15 protein-coding genes and 1 other annotated feature are annotated in these 16,588 nt (G+C 37.9%); of the genes, 14 read left to right on the top strand and 1 reads right to left on the bottom strand.

Going from position 1 to position 16,588, the window contains the following annotated elements:
- Positions 1-73 precede the first annotated feature (73 nt).
- Positions 74-1,102, top strand: a complete 1,029-nt coding sequence (ysxE, locus tag QRE67_RS20895) for a spore coat protein YsxE (protein WP_286122115.1) — start codon at positions 74-76, stop codon at positions 1,100-1,102.
- 26 nt (positions 1,103-1,128) lie between these two features.
- On the opposite strand, the gene QRE67_RS20890 is transcribed toward ysxE, so the two are convergent.
- Positions 1,129-1,323, bottom strand: coding sequence for a YszA family small membrane protein (locus QRE67_RS20890; RefSeq protein WP_286122114.1), 195 nt, complete (start codon positions 1,321-1,323; stop codon positions 1,129-1,131).
- Positions 1,324-1,907: 584 nt separating this feature from the next.
- Positions 1,908-2,139 (top strand) — a binding site (T-box leader).
- A gap of 37 nt (positions 2,140-2,176) precedes the next feature.
- Between QRE67_RS20890 and QRE67_RS20885 the strand changes: the two genes are divergently transcribed.
- The 13 genes from QRE67_RS20885 to QRE67_RS20825 all read left to right on the top strand — a co-directional run bounded on the left by QRE67_RS20885 (position 2,177) and on the right by QRE67_RS20825 (position 16,530).
- A complete protein-coding gene (locus tag QRE67_RS20885) occupies positions 2,177-4,819 on the top strand; it encodes a valine--tRNA ligase (RefSeq protein WP_286122113.1) in 2,643 nt (880 codons plus the stop codon).
- Between the two features lie 104 nt (positions 4,820-4,923).
- On the top strand, positions 4,924-6,231 hold the full coding sequence (locus tag QRE67_RS20880; RefSeq protein ID WP_286122112.1) for a bifunctional folylpolyglutamate synthase/dihydrofolate synthase: 1,308 nt from the start codon (positions 4,924-4,926) through the stop codon (positions 6,229-6,231).
- A gap of 159 nt (positions 6,232-6,390) precedes the next feature.
- On the top strand, positions 6,391-7,353 hold the full coding sequence (locus QRE67_RS20875) for a stage II sporulation protein B (RefSeq protein WP_286122111.1): 963 nt from the start codon (positions 6,391-6,393) through the stop codon (positions 7,351-7,353).
- 382 nt (positions 7,354-7,735) lie between these two features.
- Entirely contained in the window at positions 7,736-8,311 is a 576-nt protein-coding gene (locus QRE67_RS20870) for a Maf family protein (protein ID WP_286122110.1), read from the top strand.
- Between the two features lie 47 nt (positions 8,312-8,358).
- Positions 8,359-9,036: a RadC family protein gene (gene radC / locus QRE67_RS20865; RefSeq protein ID WP_286122109.1), complete on the top strand. Its 678-nt coding sequence runs from the start codon at positions 8,359-8,361 to the stop codon at positions 9,034-9,036.
- Positions 9,037-9,195: 159 nt separating this feature from the next.
- A complete protein-coding gene (gene mreB / locus QRE67_RS20860) occupies positions 9,196-10,212 on the top strand; it encodes a cell shape-determining protein MreB (RefSeq protein WP_286122108.1) in 1,017 nt (338 codons plus the stop codon).
- A gap of 41 nt (positions 10,213-10,253) precedes the next feature.
- On the top strand, positions 10,254-11,108 hold the full coding sequence (mreC, locus tag QRE67_RS20855) for a rod shape-determining protein MreC (RefSeq protein WP_286122107.1): 855 nt from the start codon (positions 10,254-10,256) through the stop codon (positions 11,106-11,108).
- A 13-nt stretch (positions 11,109-11,121) separates the two neighbouring features.
- A complete protein-coding gene (mreD, locus tag QRE67_RS20850) occupies positions 11,122-11,664 on the top strand; it encodes a rod shape-determining protein MreD (protein WP_286122106.1) in 543 nt (180 codons plus the stop codon).
- Between the two features lie 35 nt (positions 11,665-11,699).
- Positions 11,700-12,386 (top strand): septum site-determining protein MinC, encoded by a 687-nt coding sequence (gene minC, locus QRE67_RS20845; protein WP_286122105.1) that lies wholly within the window; start codon positions 11,700-11,702, stop codon positions 12,384-12,386.
- A 2-nt stretch (positions 12,387-12,388) separates the two neighbouring features.
- Positions 12,389-13,186 (top strand): septum site-determining protein MinD, encoded by a 798-nt coding sequence (gene minD / locus QRE67_RS20840; RefSeq protein WP_286122104.1) that lies wholly within the window; start codon positions 12,389-12,391, stop codon positions 13,184-13,186.
- A 294-nt stretch (positions 13,187-13,480) separates the two neighbouring features.
- Positions 13,481-14,224, top strand: coding sequence for a M23 family metallopeptidase (locus tag QRE67_RS20835; RefSeq protein ID WP_286122103.1), 744 nt, complete (start codon positions 13,481-13,483; stop codon positions 14,222-14,224).
- Entirely contained in the window at positions 14,217-15,077 is an 861-nt protein-coding gene (locus tag QRE67_RS20830) for a M50 family metallopeptidase (RefSeq protein ID WP_286122102.1), read from the top strand. The genes QRE67_RS20835 and QRE67_RS20830 overlap by 8 nt, the downstream gene beginning before the upstream one ends.
- Positions 15,078-15,138: 61 nt before the next feature.
- Complete coding sequence (locus QRE67_RS20825; RefSeq protein WP_286122101.1) at positions 15,139-16,530, top strand: Rne/Rng family ribonuclease; 1,392 nt, start codon at positions 15,139-15,141, stop codon at positions 16,528-16,530.
- Positions 16,531-16,588 lie beyond the last annotated feature (58 nt).

The following is a 16,588-nucleotide window of genomic DNA, read 5'->3' as shown; positions in this document are numbered from 1 at the left end:
AAAAGTGGAACATGATTATTTCTGCGGAAAGAAAGCTCTACTTTGCGTTTTTGAATGAGAAAGGATCAATTGTATGGATATGGAATTGCGAGATCGTTATTCACCAATATTACAGCGATATCAATTGGCTCCTGAACATATGGAAGAGCACGGGAATGTCATAAAAATTTATACGAATCAAGGTCCATATGCATTGAAAAAATTACCGACTCAGCGTTTAGAACGAAATAATTTAATGTATCATGTTCAATTTTTACGTGAAAAGGGATTTACACATTATGCACCGATTTACCATGCTGTAGATGGCAGACATATTTTGAGTGATGGGACATATAATTATTATTTAATGCCTTGGCTACAGCAAGCTGAGGGAAATGGAGAGGAAAATGATCAATATCATAAAATGTTTCAGACACTAGCAACGCTTCATCAAAGAACGGTGAAAGAGGAAACATATACGGAAGAAGCGCTAGAGAAGCATTATACGAATGTATCCGATCGCTGGGAGCAAGATGGAAATTTGTTAGAGCAATTTCTTGTAGAGTCTGAAGCAAAATGGTATATGTCTCCGTTTGAATTACAATATTGTACGTATTTCCATCATGTACTCCGTGCACGTGAATTTGCAACGAAACAGTTAACAGAGTGGCATGAAGCGATGAAAGAGAAAGAAAAAACAAGAGTTTCTTTTATACATGGAAATGTATCGATGAATCATTTTTTATTTGATCATGAACGAAATGGTTATTTTATTAGTTTGGAACGGTCGCAATTTGCAACGCCAGTTCAAGACCTTGTCCGTTTTTACTCCCGCTCGCTTAACACGTATCCGATTGCGAGAAATGACCGCTATGAATGGTATCAAGTGTACCAAAAATATTTTCCGTTTACAAAAGAGGAGCAATTACTTATGTTTGCTTATTTGGCGTATCCATCCCCGTTTATTCAGCAAATCCATTCCTATACAAATACAAAAAATAACCGCAATGACAAAAATGAACTACAGGGCGTGAAAATGTTACAACAAACACATTGGCTAGTAAGTAATATAGAATATTTTGTTTCGCAGTTACAAGCCACGCAGCAGCAAGGAAATGAATAATAGCCGTAGTCTCAAAAACCCTGAGATTACGGCTGAAAATGTAAGCGAACTGTCACTACAATCAAAATAATAAGGATGATAAAGTCTAAAAAGGTTGGAAATAATAAAGTGCGAATTCCTTGGAAAATGGTGAGTGGAATTGCAAAATCAGAAAACATTGTTTGTAAATTTCTAACCCATGAAGGGGCTGAAAAATTGTAGGTGCGTCGGTATCGTCGCATAATCATTCCTCCGTACAGAAAACTTTCGTTGCACATCAATTTTTTTATCATATGTGAAAGGTGAAGGCACTATTACAGTATGCAGGATAAGTACCCAAGGTGCTTGTGCTGCACTTTTTTCATATATGTTACAAAAAACTTGGTTAAGTTCATTGATAATTACAAGAGGTGCGAAAATAAGAAAATATTGAATCTAATAATCATATATAAATTCATTTTGATTTTTCGACATATAAGCCGCGGCTATGGATAACAACAGGTGACCTGCACTCGTTTTCTCTCTTTGTTTTCACTATGTCTGGGTAGGAAAAGGATCTGACCGCTTCTATGCATGGCCGGATGCTCTCTCCCACCTAAAAAGAAGGGTTTTATCCCGCTATTTGCGGGCAGTAATACCCCCACCTCAAATTTCTGCAGAAAGCAAAGAAGTTAGGTGGGGGATAAAGAAAATCCCCACTGATTAAAGTTTCACTTTATATCGTTTTTTTAATTTGCATTTATATAGGCGTTTGATGAAAATTATTTTTATCTTGACGAATGTGGTTTCGTTTTTTACACTATTGTATATAATAAATAACAATTATATAAATGCGTTGAAGGGGAAGAGTATAACATTAAACGTCTGCAGAGAGGAGAATTATTAGCTGTGAAATTCTCTAGATAGTCATGTTAGAAGGTAGCCCTGGAGCATCTTTTCTGAACGGAATCATTCTCATTAGGAAAAGACGGATCTGTCCGTTATCAAACTAAGAGTATAAGCAAATTTTGAATTTGTTTGTAAATAAAGGTGGTACCACGATGTCCCTCGTCCTTTTTGGATGAGGGGCATTTTTTATTTTAAGGAGGGAAAATAATGTCAAACACGGAAAAGAATTTAGCAACTAAATATGATCATATGTCCGTTGAAGAAGGCCTTTATAAATGGTGGCTTGATGGCAAATATTTCGAAGCAAAAGGAGATACAGAAAAACAGCCGTATACGATTGTAATTCCGCCTCCAAACGTAACGGGTAAGTTGCATTTAGGTCATGCTTGGGATACAACGCTTCAAGATATTTTAACGCGTACAAAGCGTATGCAAGGTTATGATGTATTATATCTTCCAGGAATGGACCACGCTGGTATTGCAACGCAAGCAAAAGTAGAGGGGAAACTTCGTGAAGAAGGTATTTCACGTTACGATCTTGGCCGTGAGAAATTCCTTGAAAAAGCATGGGAATGGAAAGAAGAATATGCTTCTCACATTCGTCAGCAGTGGGGAAAAGTTGGTTTAGGGTTAGATTACTCTCGTGAGCGTTTTACATTAGACGAAGGTTTATCTGATGCGGTTAATAAAGTATTCGTTCAATTATACGAAAAAGGCTTAATTTACCGCGGAGAATACATTATTAACTGGGATCCAGCAACGCGTACTGCCCTTTCTGATATTGAAGTAATCCATAAAGATGTTCAAGGTGCATTCTACCATATGAACTATCCATTAACAGACGGTTCTGGTCACATTCGTCTTGCGACAACTCGTCCAGAAACAATGCTTGGTGATACAGCAGTAGCGGTTCATCCAGAAGATGATCGTTACAAACATTTAATCGGAAAAACAGTTACACTTCCAATCGTAGGCCGTGAAATTCCGATTATTGCAGACGAGTATGTAGAAAAAGATTTCGGAACAGGTGTTGTGAAAATCACACCAGCTCATGACCCGAATGACTTTGAAGTAGGTAACCGTCATGACCTACCACGCATTCTAGTAATGAATGAAGATGGTACAATGAATGAAAAAGCTGGTAAATATAACGGTATGGATCGTTTTGAATGCCGTAAACAATTAGTAAAAGACTTGCAAGAAGCAGGCGTATTAGTAGAAATCGAGCCTCATATGCATGCGGTTGGTCATAGTGAACGTAGCGGAGCAGTTGTTGAGCCTTATTTATCAACACAATGGTTCGTAAAAATGGCACCACTTGCAGAAAAGGCAGTTGCATTACAACAAAAAGAAGAAAAAGTAACGTTCGTACCAGATCGTTTCGAGAACACATACTTACGCTGGATGGAAAATATTCATGACTGGTGTATTTCTCGTCAATTATGGTGGGGACACCGCATCCCAGCTTGGTATCATAAAGAAACTGGTGAAGTATACGTAGGTACAGAAGCACCAGCAGATATCGAAAACTGGAATCAAGATAATGACGTACTTGATACATGGTTTAGCTCAGCGCTATGGCCGTTCTCAACACTTGGTTGGCCAAATGAAGATGCAGCAGACTTCAAGCATTACTATTCAACAGACGTTCTTGTAACTGGTTATGATATTATCTTCTTCTGGGTATCTCGTATGATTTTCCAAGGTTTAGAGTTTACAGGAGAGCGTCCATTTAAAGACGTATTGATTCACGGTCTTGTTCGTGACGAGCAGGGGCGTAAAATGAGTAAGTCTCTTGGTAACGGTATTGATCCAATGGATGTTATTGAAAAGTACGGTGCAGATGCAATGCGCTTCTTCTTATCAACAGGAGGTGCACCAGGTCAAGATTTACGCTTCAGCATGGAGAAAGTAGAATCTACTTGGAACTTCATTAATAAAATTTGGAACGCGTCACGCTTCGTGTTAATGAACATGGATGACATGAAGTACGAAGACATCGATTTAACTGGTGAAAAATCAGTTGCAGATAAGTGGATTTTAACTCGCTTAAATGAAACAATTGAAAGTGTAACGCGTAATATTGATAAGTATGAACTAGGTGAAGTTGGCCGTGCATTATACAACTTCATTTGGGATGATTTCTGTGACTGGTACATTGAAATGGCGAAGCTTCCATTATACGGTGAAGATGAAGCAGCGAAGAAAACAACTCGTTCTGTTTTAGCATATGTACTAGATCAAACGATGCGTTTATTACACCCATTCATGCCATTCGTAACAGAGAAAATTTGGCAACACTTACCTCATGAAGGTGAATCTATTACAGTAGCAGCATGGCCAACAGTTCGCGAAGATTTACAAGATAAAGAAGCAGCGGCAGAAATGCACCTTCTTGTTGATATCATCCGCTCTGTTCGTAACATTCGTGCTGAAGTAAATACGCCAATGAGCAAAAAAGTTCAATTGCAAATTAAAGCAAAAGACGAAGCGGTACTAGCACAACTTACGAAAAACAGTTCTTACATCGAGCGTTTCTGTAATCCAAGTGAATTAACAATTCAAACGGATTTACAAGCACCAGAAAAAGCGATGACTGCAATTGTATCAGGTGCAGAGCTATTCTTACCGTTAGCAGATCTTATCAATCTTGATGAAGAGAAAGCACGTCTTGAAAAAGAACTTGAGAAGTTCGATAAAGAAGTAGAACGCGTACAGAAGAAACTTGCAAACCAAGGTTTCGTAGCAAAAGCTCCAGCAACAGTTATTGAAGGAGAGCGTGCGAAAGAGCAAGATTATCTAGAAAAACGTGAAGCAGTTCGCCAACGTCTAGCTGATCTTCAAAAATAAAATCGTTCTAAGGAGACTCACCATATTGGTGAGTCTCTTTTATTTGCGTATAATAGAGCTAGGGCAATCTGTTGCCCTTTTGATTTGAAAGGGGAATGGCATACATGGTACATACATATGAGGAAGCAATAGAATGGATTCATAGCCGATTAAAGTTTGGCATTAAGCCAGGATTAGAACGCATGCAGTGGATGTTAGGGGAGCTTGGGAATCCAGAACGCCATATAAAATGTGTTCATCTTGCCGGAACGAATGGAAAAGGTTCAACTTTAACATATATGCGTTACATGTTTGAGGCAGCAGATTATAAAGTTGGGACGTTTACTTCTCCATATATTGAAACGTTTAATGAACGCATTGGCATTAACGGCATGCCCATTACTGATGCAGAAATTACAGAACTAGTAAACATGGTGAAGCCTGTTGTTGAAAAATTAGATGAGACAGATTTAGGAGAAGCGACAGAATTTGAAATTATTACAGCGATGGCGATATGTTACTTTGGTAAAATGAATTTCTGTGACATCGTCTTGTTTGAGACAGGGCTGGGTGGTCGCTTTGATTCTACAAATGTCGTTCATCCCGTACTTACTGTTATTACAAATATCGGTCATGATCATATGCATATTTTAGGAGATACGTTAGCGGAAATCGCCTATGAAAAAGCGGGGATTATTAAATCTGGTGTCCCTGTTATAACGGGGGTTCAAGAGCAAGAAGCATTGCAGGTTATTCAAGACGTTGCAAAGGAAAAAAAGGCGAAACTCTATGGACTTGGACAGCAGTTTACAGCGGTGCATCAACGTTCCGATGAAGATGGAGAGCATTTTGCATTTTCTTGCCCGTTTTCTTCGTATGAAGAAGTTCGCATTGCAATGAAAGGAAGCCATCAAGTTCGTAATGCAGCACTCGCCCTTATGGCGATTATGTATATTAAGACATATCAATCATTTTTGATTGAAGAAGAGCAAATTCGAATAGGGTTAAGTGAGGCGTATTGGATTGGTCGTTTTGAACAGCTGCAGAACAATCCAGATGTCATTATCGATGGTGCTCATAACCCAGAAGGAATTACGAGTCTTGTTGAAACAGTTCGTGCTCATTACAAGCATAAAAAAGTCGTTGTTTTATTTACAGCACTTGGTGATAAACAGTTAGACAAAATGGTTGGAGAGTTAGAAACGATTGCGGATGAACTGATCTTTACAACATTTACATTTGATCGCGCTATTTCTGCTGAACAACTTGCAGCTTATTCGCATAAGGAATCGAAAGAAGTCTTTGAGAATTGGCAAGAAGCAATTGATACGAAGATGAGAGCACTTCAAGAAAATGATGTTTTCATTATAACGGGCTCACTTTATTTTATTTCAGAAGTTCGTAAATACATACGTGAAAGAACTAGACAGTAGGTGTTGTCTAGTTTTTTTGTTCTACAAATGAAGACGAATGCATACATATAAGATAACTATATGGGACAATTTGACGAATCCCTGTGACAAATAACTCGTTTTTTTTTTGAAATAAATATGATACGATGCGGACAACGATAAGAGGTAAGGAGTGGGGCTATGGACAAGCAATCACGAACAATCTCAATTAAGGTAAATGGAACGGAAGCAAAGTACGAAGAGAAGAAGGAAAAAGAAGAGTTTGATTGGATGCTGGTAGACGGTGCGCCACCACATAATGTGGTACCATTTCAAAAAACAAAATTATCTTCAGTGAAAAAATATAAAAAGAAATGGAGCAGTGCAATTATCGTAACAGTTGCGACTGCTATAGTAATTGGTACATTTTTTGGTATGGGAATGCTACATCTTTTAACAGGACAAAAATCGGGTGAAGAACGGGTGGCAACGGTAACAAGTACAGAAAAGAATGGTGGAACAGAACAAAAAGAGCCAGTAGGTGAAGAGAAAAAAGAAGAAGCAAAACCAAATACAGGAAGTGCTGCTGCCTTAGCACCCCTCACGTTGTATTTCGTCCAAGGGGGATTGTATTCTACACAAGAAAAAGGACAGGCATCGCTTGAAGAATGGAAAGAGAATGGGAATGCTGCAGCTATGAAACCAACTGATGATAAATATTCACTTGTAGTTGGAATTGCAAGTGATGAGGCATCTGTAGATAAATTAATGGCACAATATAAGAAAGACGGCATATCGGTCGTGAAAAAGAAATGGGAAATTACGGATCAGGCATTGTTAAAGAATGATAAAGAATATGGTTCATTGCTTGTAAAGTTACAGTCCATATGTGCACATTTTGTGAAATATATGTCTGATGTACAAGCTGGGAGTAAAGGCAATCAAAAAGAAATGGCGGCGATTGAAAATGAATGGAAGGCGATTAAAAAAGAGGGCGATGCTATTAAACGAGAGGATATAAAAAAACTATATACGTATGCATCGGTGGCCGTGCAGACGATAAAAGAGGAGAAAAATGATAAGGAGACGATAGCAAAATTAAATCAAGTTGTAATTGATAGTTTGCTTTCTTATGAAAAAATGGTTTCGCAAAAAGTGAAATAATAGGATAATAAACCAAAGAAGAAAGAAGTGTACGATACTTCTTTCTTTTCTTTTGTACTTTACTATATAAATACAAATTAAAAAACAGACATAAACCCCTTCTTTTTAGGTGGGAGAGAGCATCCAGCCATGCATAGAAGCGGTCAGATCCTTTTCCTGCCTAGACATAGTGAAAACAAAGAGAGAAAACGAGTGCAGGTTACCTTTTGTTATCCATAGCCGCGGCTATATGTCGAAAAATCAAAATGGATTTATATAGGAGTGATAAAAATTTTACTTTATGAAAAAGAAAATGATATTTTTAAAATTTGTGGGGAAGATATTCATTTGATACGATTAAGTTGTATTTTCCTGTTAATTTTAAAAATGAAAAGGAGAACATATGAAAAATCTTATTTTAGCTTCTGGGTCCCCTCGTCGTAAGGAACTACTTGAACTTGTAGATATATCTTTTGAAATTGTTGTGAGTGAAGTAGAAGAAACAATTGGTGCGTATTCATCGCCTGCTGATATCGTAATGTCGCTTGCTTTACAAAAAGCATCGGCTGTAGCAGAAACATATGGAGATAACATTGTATTAGGAGCGGATACAATTGTTACATACGAGTCGCGTATTCTTGGAAAGCCTGCTGATGAGGCTGAAGCAAAAGAAATGTTGCAGCTGTTATCAGGAAAAACACATGAAGTATATACAGGTGTTGCACTTGTTTCAAAGGAAAAAACAACAACTTTTTATGAGCGTACAGAAGTAACATTTTGGGATTTAACAGAAGAGGAAATCGATGCGTATATCCGAACGAAAGAGCCCCTTGATAAAGCTGGAAGCTACGGTATTCAAGGAAAGGGAGCAGTTTTTGTTCATCATATGCAAGGCGATTACTATAGTGTAGTTGGTTTGCCAATCGCGCGTCTCGTTCGTGAATTAAAACAATTCGATAGCGATGCGCCCCATGCGTAACAGTTGCATGGGTTTTCTTTGCAAAAAATTTGTAAAGGAGTGACAATATGAACGGCATTCGTGATGTTTTGAAAGAGGAACAGCCACGGGAGCGTATATTGCTAGAAGGGGCAGACAGTTTATCGAATAGAGAACTTCTCGCTGTTTTACTTAGAACTGGTTCCAAAGACGAATCAGTTCTAACATTAGCGGGTCGAATTTTGCATCATTTTGATGGATTACGAATGTTAAAAGATGCTACAATAGAAGAGATGACAAGCCTTCATGGTGTAGGATTAGCGAAAGCATCTCAGCTTATTGCTGCCTTTGAACTCGGAAGAAGAATGGTACGCTTAGAGTATCAAAATAGATATAGCATTCGTAGTCCAGAAGATTGTGCAAGTTACATGATGGAAGAGATGCGTTTTTTACAACAAGAGCATTTCGTTTGTTTGTACTTAAATACGAAAAATCAAGTGGTACATCGTCAAACAGTTTTTATCGGGAGTCTAAATGTCTCAATTGTACATCCGCGCGAGGTGTTCAAGGAAGCCTTTCGCCGTGCAGCAGCCTCTATTATATGTCTTCATAACCATCCTTCAGGCGATCCAGCGCCGAGCCGCGAAGATATTGAAGTAACAAAACGATTAGTAGAATGCGGAAGGATTATTGGGATTGAAGTCTTGGATCATATTATTATTGGCGACCATAAATTCGTGAGTTTAAAGGAAAAAGGTCATATTTAAGACTATTCTTTTTACTTATTTTGTTTTATAATGTGTTTTATGAGTTTTTTGTAGACATTCATCTACAATGTAGGGTAGAAAATATAAAAACGTACTGTTTTATTATAAATATAAAGTAAGAAAATGAGTCCGTGAAAATGAGAAAGGAAGATATATAATATGTTTGGATTTGGTGGTTTTACTCGTGATCTTGGGATAGATTTAGGAACAGCGAATACGCTTGTATACGTGAAAGGAAAAGGTGTGGTTCTACGCGAACCTTCCGTTGTAGCATTGCAAACGGATACGAAACAAATCGTGGCAGTTGGTGGCGATGCGAAACAAATGATTGGTCGTACACCAGGAAACGTAGTGGCTCTTCGTCCGATGAAAGATGGTGTAATTGCTGATTATGAAACAACAGCAGTAATGATGAAATACTATATTCAACAAGCACAAAAATCAAATGGATTTTTCTCTCGTAAACCTTACGTAATGGTATGTGTACCATCGGGTATTACTGCGGTAGAAAGACGTGCAGTAATTGATGCAACTCGCCAAGCAGGCGCGCGTGATGCATATCCAATTGAAGAACCGTTTGCGGCAGCAATCGGTGCAAACTTACCTGTTTGGGAACCAACAGGAAGTATGGTTGTTGATATCGGTGGCGGTACAACAGAAGTTGCAATTATCTCTTTAGGCGGGATTGTAACAAGTCAATCTGTTCGTGTTGCTGGTGATGATATGGATGATTCAATTATTCAATACATTAAAAAAGGTTATAACTTAATGATCGGGGAAAGAACAGCAGAAGCATTAAAATTAGAAATAGGTTCTGCTGGCGAGCCAGAAGGTATTGAACCAATGGAAATTCGCGGCCGTGATTTAGTAAGTGGTTTACCAAAAACAGTTTTAATTAAACCTGAAGAAATTGCAGAAGCATTAAAAGATACAGTAGATGCAATTGTAGAATCTGTTAAGAATACATTAGAAAAAACGCCACCTGAATTAGCAGCGGATATTATGGACCGTGGAATTGTATTAACAGGTGGTGGCGCATTACTTCGCAACTTGGACAAAGTAATTAGTGATGAAACGAAAATGCCAGTTCTTGTTGCAGAAAATCCATTGGATTGTGTAGCGATTGGAACAGGTAAAGCGTTAGATAATATCGATCTTTTCAAAAATGCTCGATAATATTTCAAAATAAAAACCAATGAAATTAAGAGGGTGTGAACGTGCCACAGTTTTTCTTAAACAAAAGATTAATTGTTTTGTTAGTTAGTATTATTCTTCTCGTGGCATTGATTGGAATCTCATTGAAAGAACGGAACAGTTTAACATGGCCAGAGCAGTTTGTAAAAGATACTGTCGGTGTTGTAGAGCGTGTATTCCAAAAGCCAGCGAATTATGTTGCCGGATTCTTTGAGAATGTAGAAGATGTAAAGCGCACGTATGAAGAAAATAAAACACTAAAAGAAAAATTAGATAAGTATGCGGAGTTATCCGTAAAAGTAAAAGATTTAGAAAAAGATAATGCAAAGCTACGTGAAACAATCGATAAAAAAGATTCTCTTCGCGACTATAAGCCGATTCAAGCAACTGTCATCGCACGCAATCCAGATAAATGGTATGACTTAATCGGGATTGATAGAGGAGCGCAGCAAGGAATCCAAAAGGATATGGCTGTTATGACTTCAAAAGGACTAGTCGGAAGAGTAAAAAGTGTTTCTCAATTTACATCAACAGTAGAATTATTGAGTTCAATGAATCGAACAAATCGTATTTCTGCTGTCGTGGAAGGACAAGATCGTATTTTTGGATTAATAGAAGGATACGACAAGGAAAAACAAACGCTTATTTTCACAAAAATTCCATCTGACGTAAAAGTAGAAAAAGATCAAACGGTTGTGACGTCCGGATTAAGTGATATTTTCCCGAAAGGATTAGTAATCGGGAAAATTGTAGATGTTGCACCAGATCCATATGGATTAACACAAACAGCTTACGTAAAACCTGCAGCGGATTTAAATGACGTAGACCATATTATGGTTACAAAGAGAGTTATGCCGTCAGCAGTGTTAGAACAGTAAGGAGGTAGAAGAGATGACTATTTTAAAAAGGACCATTCTTCCTCTCCTGCTTCTTTTCGTATTTTTACTTGAAAATATGTTTTCTACTGTGGTTCCAACGGAATTGTTTTGGAAGAGCAGTATTGCATCGCCGCACTTTTTTATGATTGTACTATGTTTTATTACCGTTTATTTTAGCCCATTGCAAGGTATTTACTATGGGCTGTTATTCGGTTTTTTATTTGATACTGTATATACGGAACTTGTTGGTGTATATATATTTGCTTATCCGATTTTAACGTATCTTGTTTACAATGCGATGAGAGTTTTACAATTGAATTTATTCATTGTTTCTTTTATCGTGTTCGCGAGTATTGCAGCATTAGAGTATTATGTATATGGATTTTTAACGTTATTAGGTCGTATTCATGTACCAGCGCATATCTTTTTCTCAGATCGTCTCCTTGCTACGTTATTGCTAAATGGAATTTTTTTATTGCTATTTTGTTTTCCGCTGAGACGATATCTTGTACGTCTTTCAAAAGCCACGGAGGAAAAAGAAAAAAGGATTTTCTGACTTTATGTCGAATTGAATCGGTGGGGTGAACTTTAGTGGAAGAAAAAAAGCAACAAAATGTAACGATAAAAGGGACAAAAGATGGACTGACACTGCACCTGGATGATTGCTGTGCATTTTCGGAATTACTGCAAGAACTGGATGAAAAACTTTCAACTCACTATTACGATGGCGATGGACGCTCGTTAATCGAAGTGCATGCCAAAGTTGGCAATCGCTATTTGACAGAAGTACAACAGGAAGAGCTTCGTACTTTAGTTCGTAATAAAAAAAATCTTGTTGTTGATTCGATTGAGAGTGATGTTATAACGAAAGCAGAAGCTGTAGCGTGGAAAGAAGAAACGGAAATTGTCCCTGTTTCCAAAATTGTTCGCTCAGGTCAAGTGTTGCATGTAAAAGGAAATTTATTATTAATTGGAGATGTTAATCCAGGCGGAACGGTTATCGCTGGAGGAAATATTTTTGTCATCGGAGCATTACGAGGTATTGCACATGCAGGATATTATGGGGATGCAGAGGCCGTTATTGCGGCATCTGTTATGAATCCAATGCAACTTCGAATTAGTGATGTGACGATGCGGGCTCCGGAAGAGAAAGAAGACGGAGCAGACCCGGCGGAATGTGCGTATATTGATGAGAACAATCACATTGTTGTCGATCGCCTTCAACTTCTCACTCATCTTAGACCTAATTTAACAAAGTTAGAAAGGGGAATTGTATAGCTGTGGGAGAGGCAATAGTAATTACATCTGGAAAAGGCGGAGTAGGAAAAACTACAACGTCTGCAAACATTGGTACAGCCTTAGCATTATCCGGAAACAAAGTATGTTTAATTGATACGGATATTGGTCTAAGAAACTTAGACGTAGTAATGGGGCTGGAAAATCGTATTGTATTTGATCTTGTCGATGTCGTCGAAGGGCGTTGTCGTTTACATCAGGCTCTTATTAAAGATAAGCGCTTTGATGAGCTCTATTTATTACCTGCAGCACAAACGAGTGATAAATCAGCGGTAACACCTGAACAAATGGATGAGTTAATACAACAATTACGTCAAGATTATGATTACATATTAATTGATTGTCCTGCCGGTATTGAGCGGGGATTTAAAAATGCGGTAGCTGGTGCGGATAAAGCAATTGTTGTAACGACACCTGAAGTATCTTCTATGCGTGATGCAGATCGCGTTATTGGACTTTTAGAAAAAGAAGATATTGAACCACCAAAACTTGTTATAAACCGTGTACGTAGTCATATGCTACAAGAACAGGATATGCTAGATGTAGATGAAATTGTACGTACACTTTCAGTTGAGTTACTTGGTGTTGTCGAAGATGATGATGCAGTTATTCGCGCTACAAATACAGGAGAACCTGTAGCATTGCAGCCGAGTGGCAAAGCAGCTCTAGCTTACCGTAATATTGCAAGACGTCTGTTAGGTGAGTCTGTACCGTTACAGGCGTTTGAACAGGAAAGACAATCTGTCTTTACAAAAATGAAAAAATTCTTCGGAATTCGTTAAAAGCACTTCGCATGCATGCGAAGTGCTTTCTTTTTTCTTCTCATGAATATCTTGGTTAGACAACTCATACATATGTACAAACCATATAAAGTTCAACTGACGATAAGTGGGGAGGAAGAGCCTTTATTGCACTGCTGAAGGTTTCACTTTACCCTGCTCTAACGGGCAGTAATCCCCCCTCAAAGTTCTACAGGAAGCAAAGAAGTTAGGTGGGAGATGAAGAAAACCATCTACTGAGAAAAGTTTCACTTTATTTCCCTCTTTTATAGGGGGAGAGAAAAGGAAGGGGACAGGATGAAGAATAGACGTGTAGATGAGATTCGAAAGCGGATTGCGAAGAGAAAAGAAGAGCAAGAGCGACTGGAGGAAGAACAATATTTTCCCCAAGGGGATTACGAGGGAGAAACATTGCTGATTGAAGAAGGTGAAAAAGAGGTACATCCTCTATTTCGCAAGGATGTATTTTTATTTAAGTTTTTACTAGCAGCAATTCTCGTTCTCGCCGTAGCCATTTTATTTAAAAATGCCCCTTCCTCTTTTGATGGGGCACGAACAGCTGTAAAGCAGGTGATGGAAGAAGAGTTTCAATTTGCTGCTGTGTCAAAATGGTATGAAGGACAATTTGGAAAGCCACTTGCTTTCTTACCTTCAAGTGAAAAGAAGCAGGGAGTGAAGCAAAAGGATTATGCAGTTCCAGCTTCAGGGAAAGTTATGCAAAGTTTTCAAAAAGATGGTCAAGGTGTATTTGTACAAACAGCTGTAAATGCAACTGTTGAGCCTGTAAATGAAGGTGTTGTCATTTTCGCTGGCAAGAAAGAAGGATTTGGGAATACAGTTGAAATCCAACATGCAGATGGCACGGAATCATGGTATGGAAATTTGAGTGAGACAACTGTTAAATTATATGATTATGTTGAACAAAAACAAAAGATTGGAACAGTGGGTAGTAGCGGGGATGACAAGAATGGAAAATTTTATTTCGCAATCAAAAAAAATGAAAAATTTATCGATCCAATTCAGGTGATTTCATTTGAATAAATATAGCGAAGTATTGTCAAAAATTAAGATACATCCTTTATTTTGGGGTATTATAGCAATCGGGATTTTTACGGCGCGTTTTAAAGAGTTACTTATTTTGTTTTGTATTGTCTTTCTGCATGAGTTAGGGCATGCGTTTGCTGCTGCCCATTATAAATGGCGTATAAAGCAAATACAGCTCTTGCCATTTGGTGGGGTAGCAGAGCTTGAGGAATACGGGAATAAACCGTTGAAAGAAGAGCTAATTGTTGTGATAGCAGGTCCCATTCAACATATATGGATGATAGGGTTAGCCTATGTATTGTATACGGCAGGATGGGTGGGTGAAGAACTTTATCATTTTTTTGTATGGAATAACTTAATTATTTTATGTTTTAATTTACTGCCGATTTGGCCTTTAGACGGAGGAAAGATTCTCTTCAATGTTTTATCTCATCAATTTCCTTATTTACAAGCACATGAAAAAATGATGAAACTATCGTGTGTTTTTTTTAGCGTGATACTAGGATGGCAACTGTTTTGGAATAGTAATAATATTATGATGTGGATGTTACTTCTGTTTTTAGTTATTTCTTTATACCAGGAGTGGAAGAAACGTCACTATGCATTTATGCGTTTTTTGCTAGAACGTTATTACGGAAACAAACGAGGTATTGAAAAGATTGCTCCGATTGAGGTGACAACGGAAGATCGGTTATTTACTATTTTCACACAGTTTCGTAGAGGATACAAACATTCTATTGTCGTCCGTGGAAAAGATAAAGAGCACTATACATTAGATGAAAATGAGCTGCTTTACGCGTACTTTACTGAAAAGCGAACAACTTCATCTGTAGAAGAGTTGATTGGTTAGTGTTGACGATGACACTAACCTTTTATATTGTAAAGAAAAAAGAAAAAGTGAGGAAGACATCTTGAAGACGTTATACATCAACTACATCGGTTCGGAAAAACGAGTTGCTGTAGAAGAAGAACAAGAGATTGTTGAACTTCTATGGCAAAGAAATGAAGAACAAGAAATTGTAGGGCATATTTTTGTTGGCCGTGTGATTCGGACCATTGCTGGAATGAATGCTGCTTTCGTAAATATTGGTTTAGAGAAACAAGCATATCTCTCTTATGATGATGTCCCAGCATCATACCGGGTGCACGAAGGCCAAGCATTGCTTGTACAAGTTGTGAAAGAAGCGATTGATACAAAAGGTCCGAAACTAACAGCAAACATAGAATTCACCGGGAAATATGTCGTTTATATGCCTTATGACGAAATGTGTGCAGTTTCCCGGAAAATAAAACAGAACAAGAAACGACAACAATTGCTTGAGCTTCAAGTGGATGGTGGGGGAGGATATATTTTCCGCTCAGCATGTGAACGAGGCCCTATCGATGAAATACAGGCTGAGATGCATCATTTTCAGCAGCTGTTTGAGGAACTAAAAAAGAAGGAAAAACAAGGAAAGGCACCACTGTTACTTCATCGTCCAGCAACATTTTTAGATCGAGTGTTTCAAGGAATTCCGATTGAAACTATTTCAAAAGTGATCGTAGATGCACACGGTGTGCTAAAGGAGTTAGAAGACAAGGTAGGAAAAGAAAAAGTATCGCTATACAAGGAAAAGTCCTCTTTGTTTAATCGATATGGTGTAGATCGCGTTATTGAAAAAGCACTGCAAAAAATAGTATGGCTACCAAATGGATCCTATTTACTCATTGAACAAATGGAAACGATGACTGTCATCGATGTGAATACTGGTAAATTTACGGGAAAACAGAATTTACAAGATACGGTGCTGCGCACAAATGAAATAGCTGCAAAAGAAATTGCTCGTCAATTACGTTTGCGGGATATTGGTGGTATGATTTTAATTGATTTCATTAATATGAAGAAGCAGGCGGATAAAGAAAAAGTTAGAGAAGCTTTGATGGCATCTTTGCAGAAGGATAGTACATATACGAGAGTGCTTGGTTTTACAGAACTAGGTATTTTAGAAATGACACGTAAGCGCAAAAAACATTCGCTTCGTGATGTATTATTAGAAGACTGTTCTCATTGTCAAACGACCGGCTATGTGGCTTCTTATGAAACAATTGCATATGAACTGGAAAGAGAGCTCATTGCATATAGTGGTATGGATGATGAGGCGGTTTTAATCGCAGCGCATGCGGATGTACAAAAAACCTTTTTACATAAAGGATTGCAAAAAAACATACCATTTCAGATTCATTTCATAGATGAGAAATCTACGAAATATTCTATCGTTCGTTTTGGAACAAAGCAAGAAATTATGGAACGGAAAAATAGTTAGCAGAACATTTATTGACAACCGTCAATGTTTCATGATAACATCTTTATGTTATAGTTTA

The organism is Bacillus sp. DX3.1, from assembly GCF_030292155.1.
GTDB lineage: Bacteria > Bacillota > Bacilli > Bacillales > Bacillaceae_G > Bacillus_A.
The sequence above is the reverse complement of the archived record's forward strand: the minus strand, read 5'-3'. Positions and strand labels throughout refer to the sequence as shown.

Excerpts from the sequence above, each read along its gene's own strand:
- QRE67_RS20880 (WP_286122112.1), top strand. The coding sequence starts at position 4,924 with ATGGTACATACATATGAGGAAGCAATAGAATGGATTCATAGCCGATTA.
- QRE67_RS20890 (WP_286122114.1), bottom strand. The coding sequence starts at position 1,323 with ATGCGACGATACCGACGCACCTACAATTTTTCAGCCCCTTCATGGGTT.
- QRE67_RS20885 (WP_286122113.1), top strand. The coding sequence starts at position 2,177 with ATGTCAAACACGGAAAAGAATTTAGCAACTAAATATGATCATATGTCC.
- mreB (WP_286122108.1), top strand. The coding sequence starts at position 9,196 with ATGTTTGGATTTGGTGGTTTTACTCGTGATCTTGGGATAGATTTAGGA.
- QRE67_RS20875 (WP_286122111.1), top strand. The coding sequence starts at position 6,391 with ATGGACAAGCAATCACGAACAATCTCAATTAAGGTAAATGGAACGGAA.
- ysxE (WP_286122115.1), top strand. The coding sequence starts at position 74 with ATGGATATGGAATTGCGAGATCGTTATTCACCAATATTACAGCGATAT.
- mreD (WP_286122106.1), top strand. The coding sequence starts at position 11,122 with ATGACTATTTTAAAAAGGACCATTCTTCCTCTCCTGCTTCTTTTCGTA.
- radC (WP_286122109.1), top strand. The coding sequence starts at position 8,359 with ATGAACGGCATTCGTGATGTTTTGAAAGAGGAACAGCCACGGGAGCGT.
- QRE67_RS20835 (WP_286122103.1), top strand. The coding sequence starts at position 13,481 with ATGAAGAATAGACGTGTAGATGAGATTCGAAAGCGGATTGCGAAGAGA.
- QRE67_RS20870 (WP_286122110.1), top strand. The coding sequence starts at position 7,736 with ATGAAAAATCTTATTTTAGCTTCTGGGTCCCCTCGTCGTAAGGAACTA.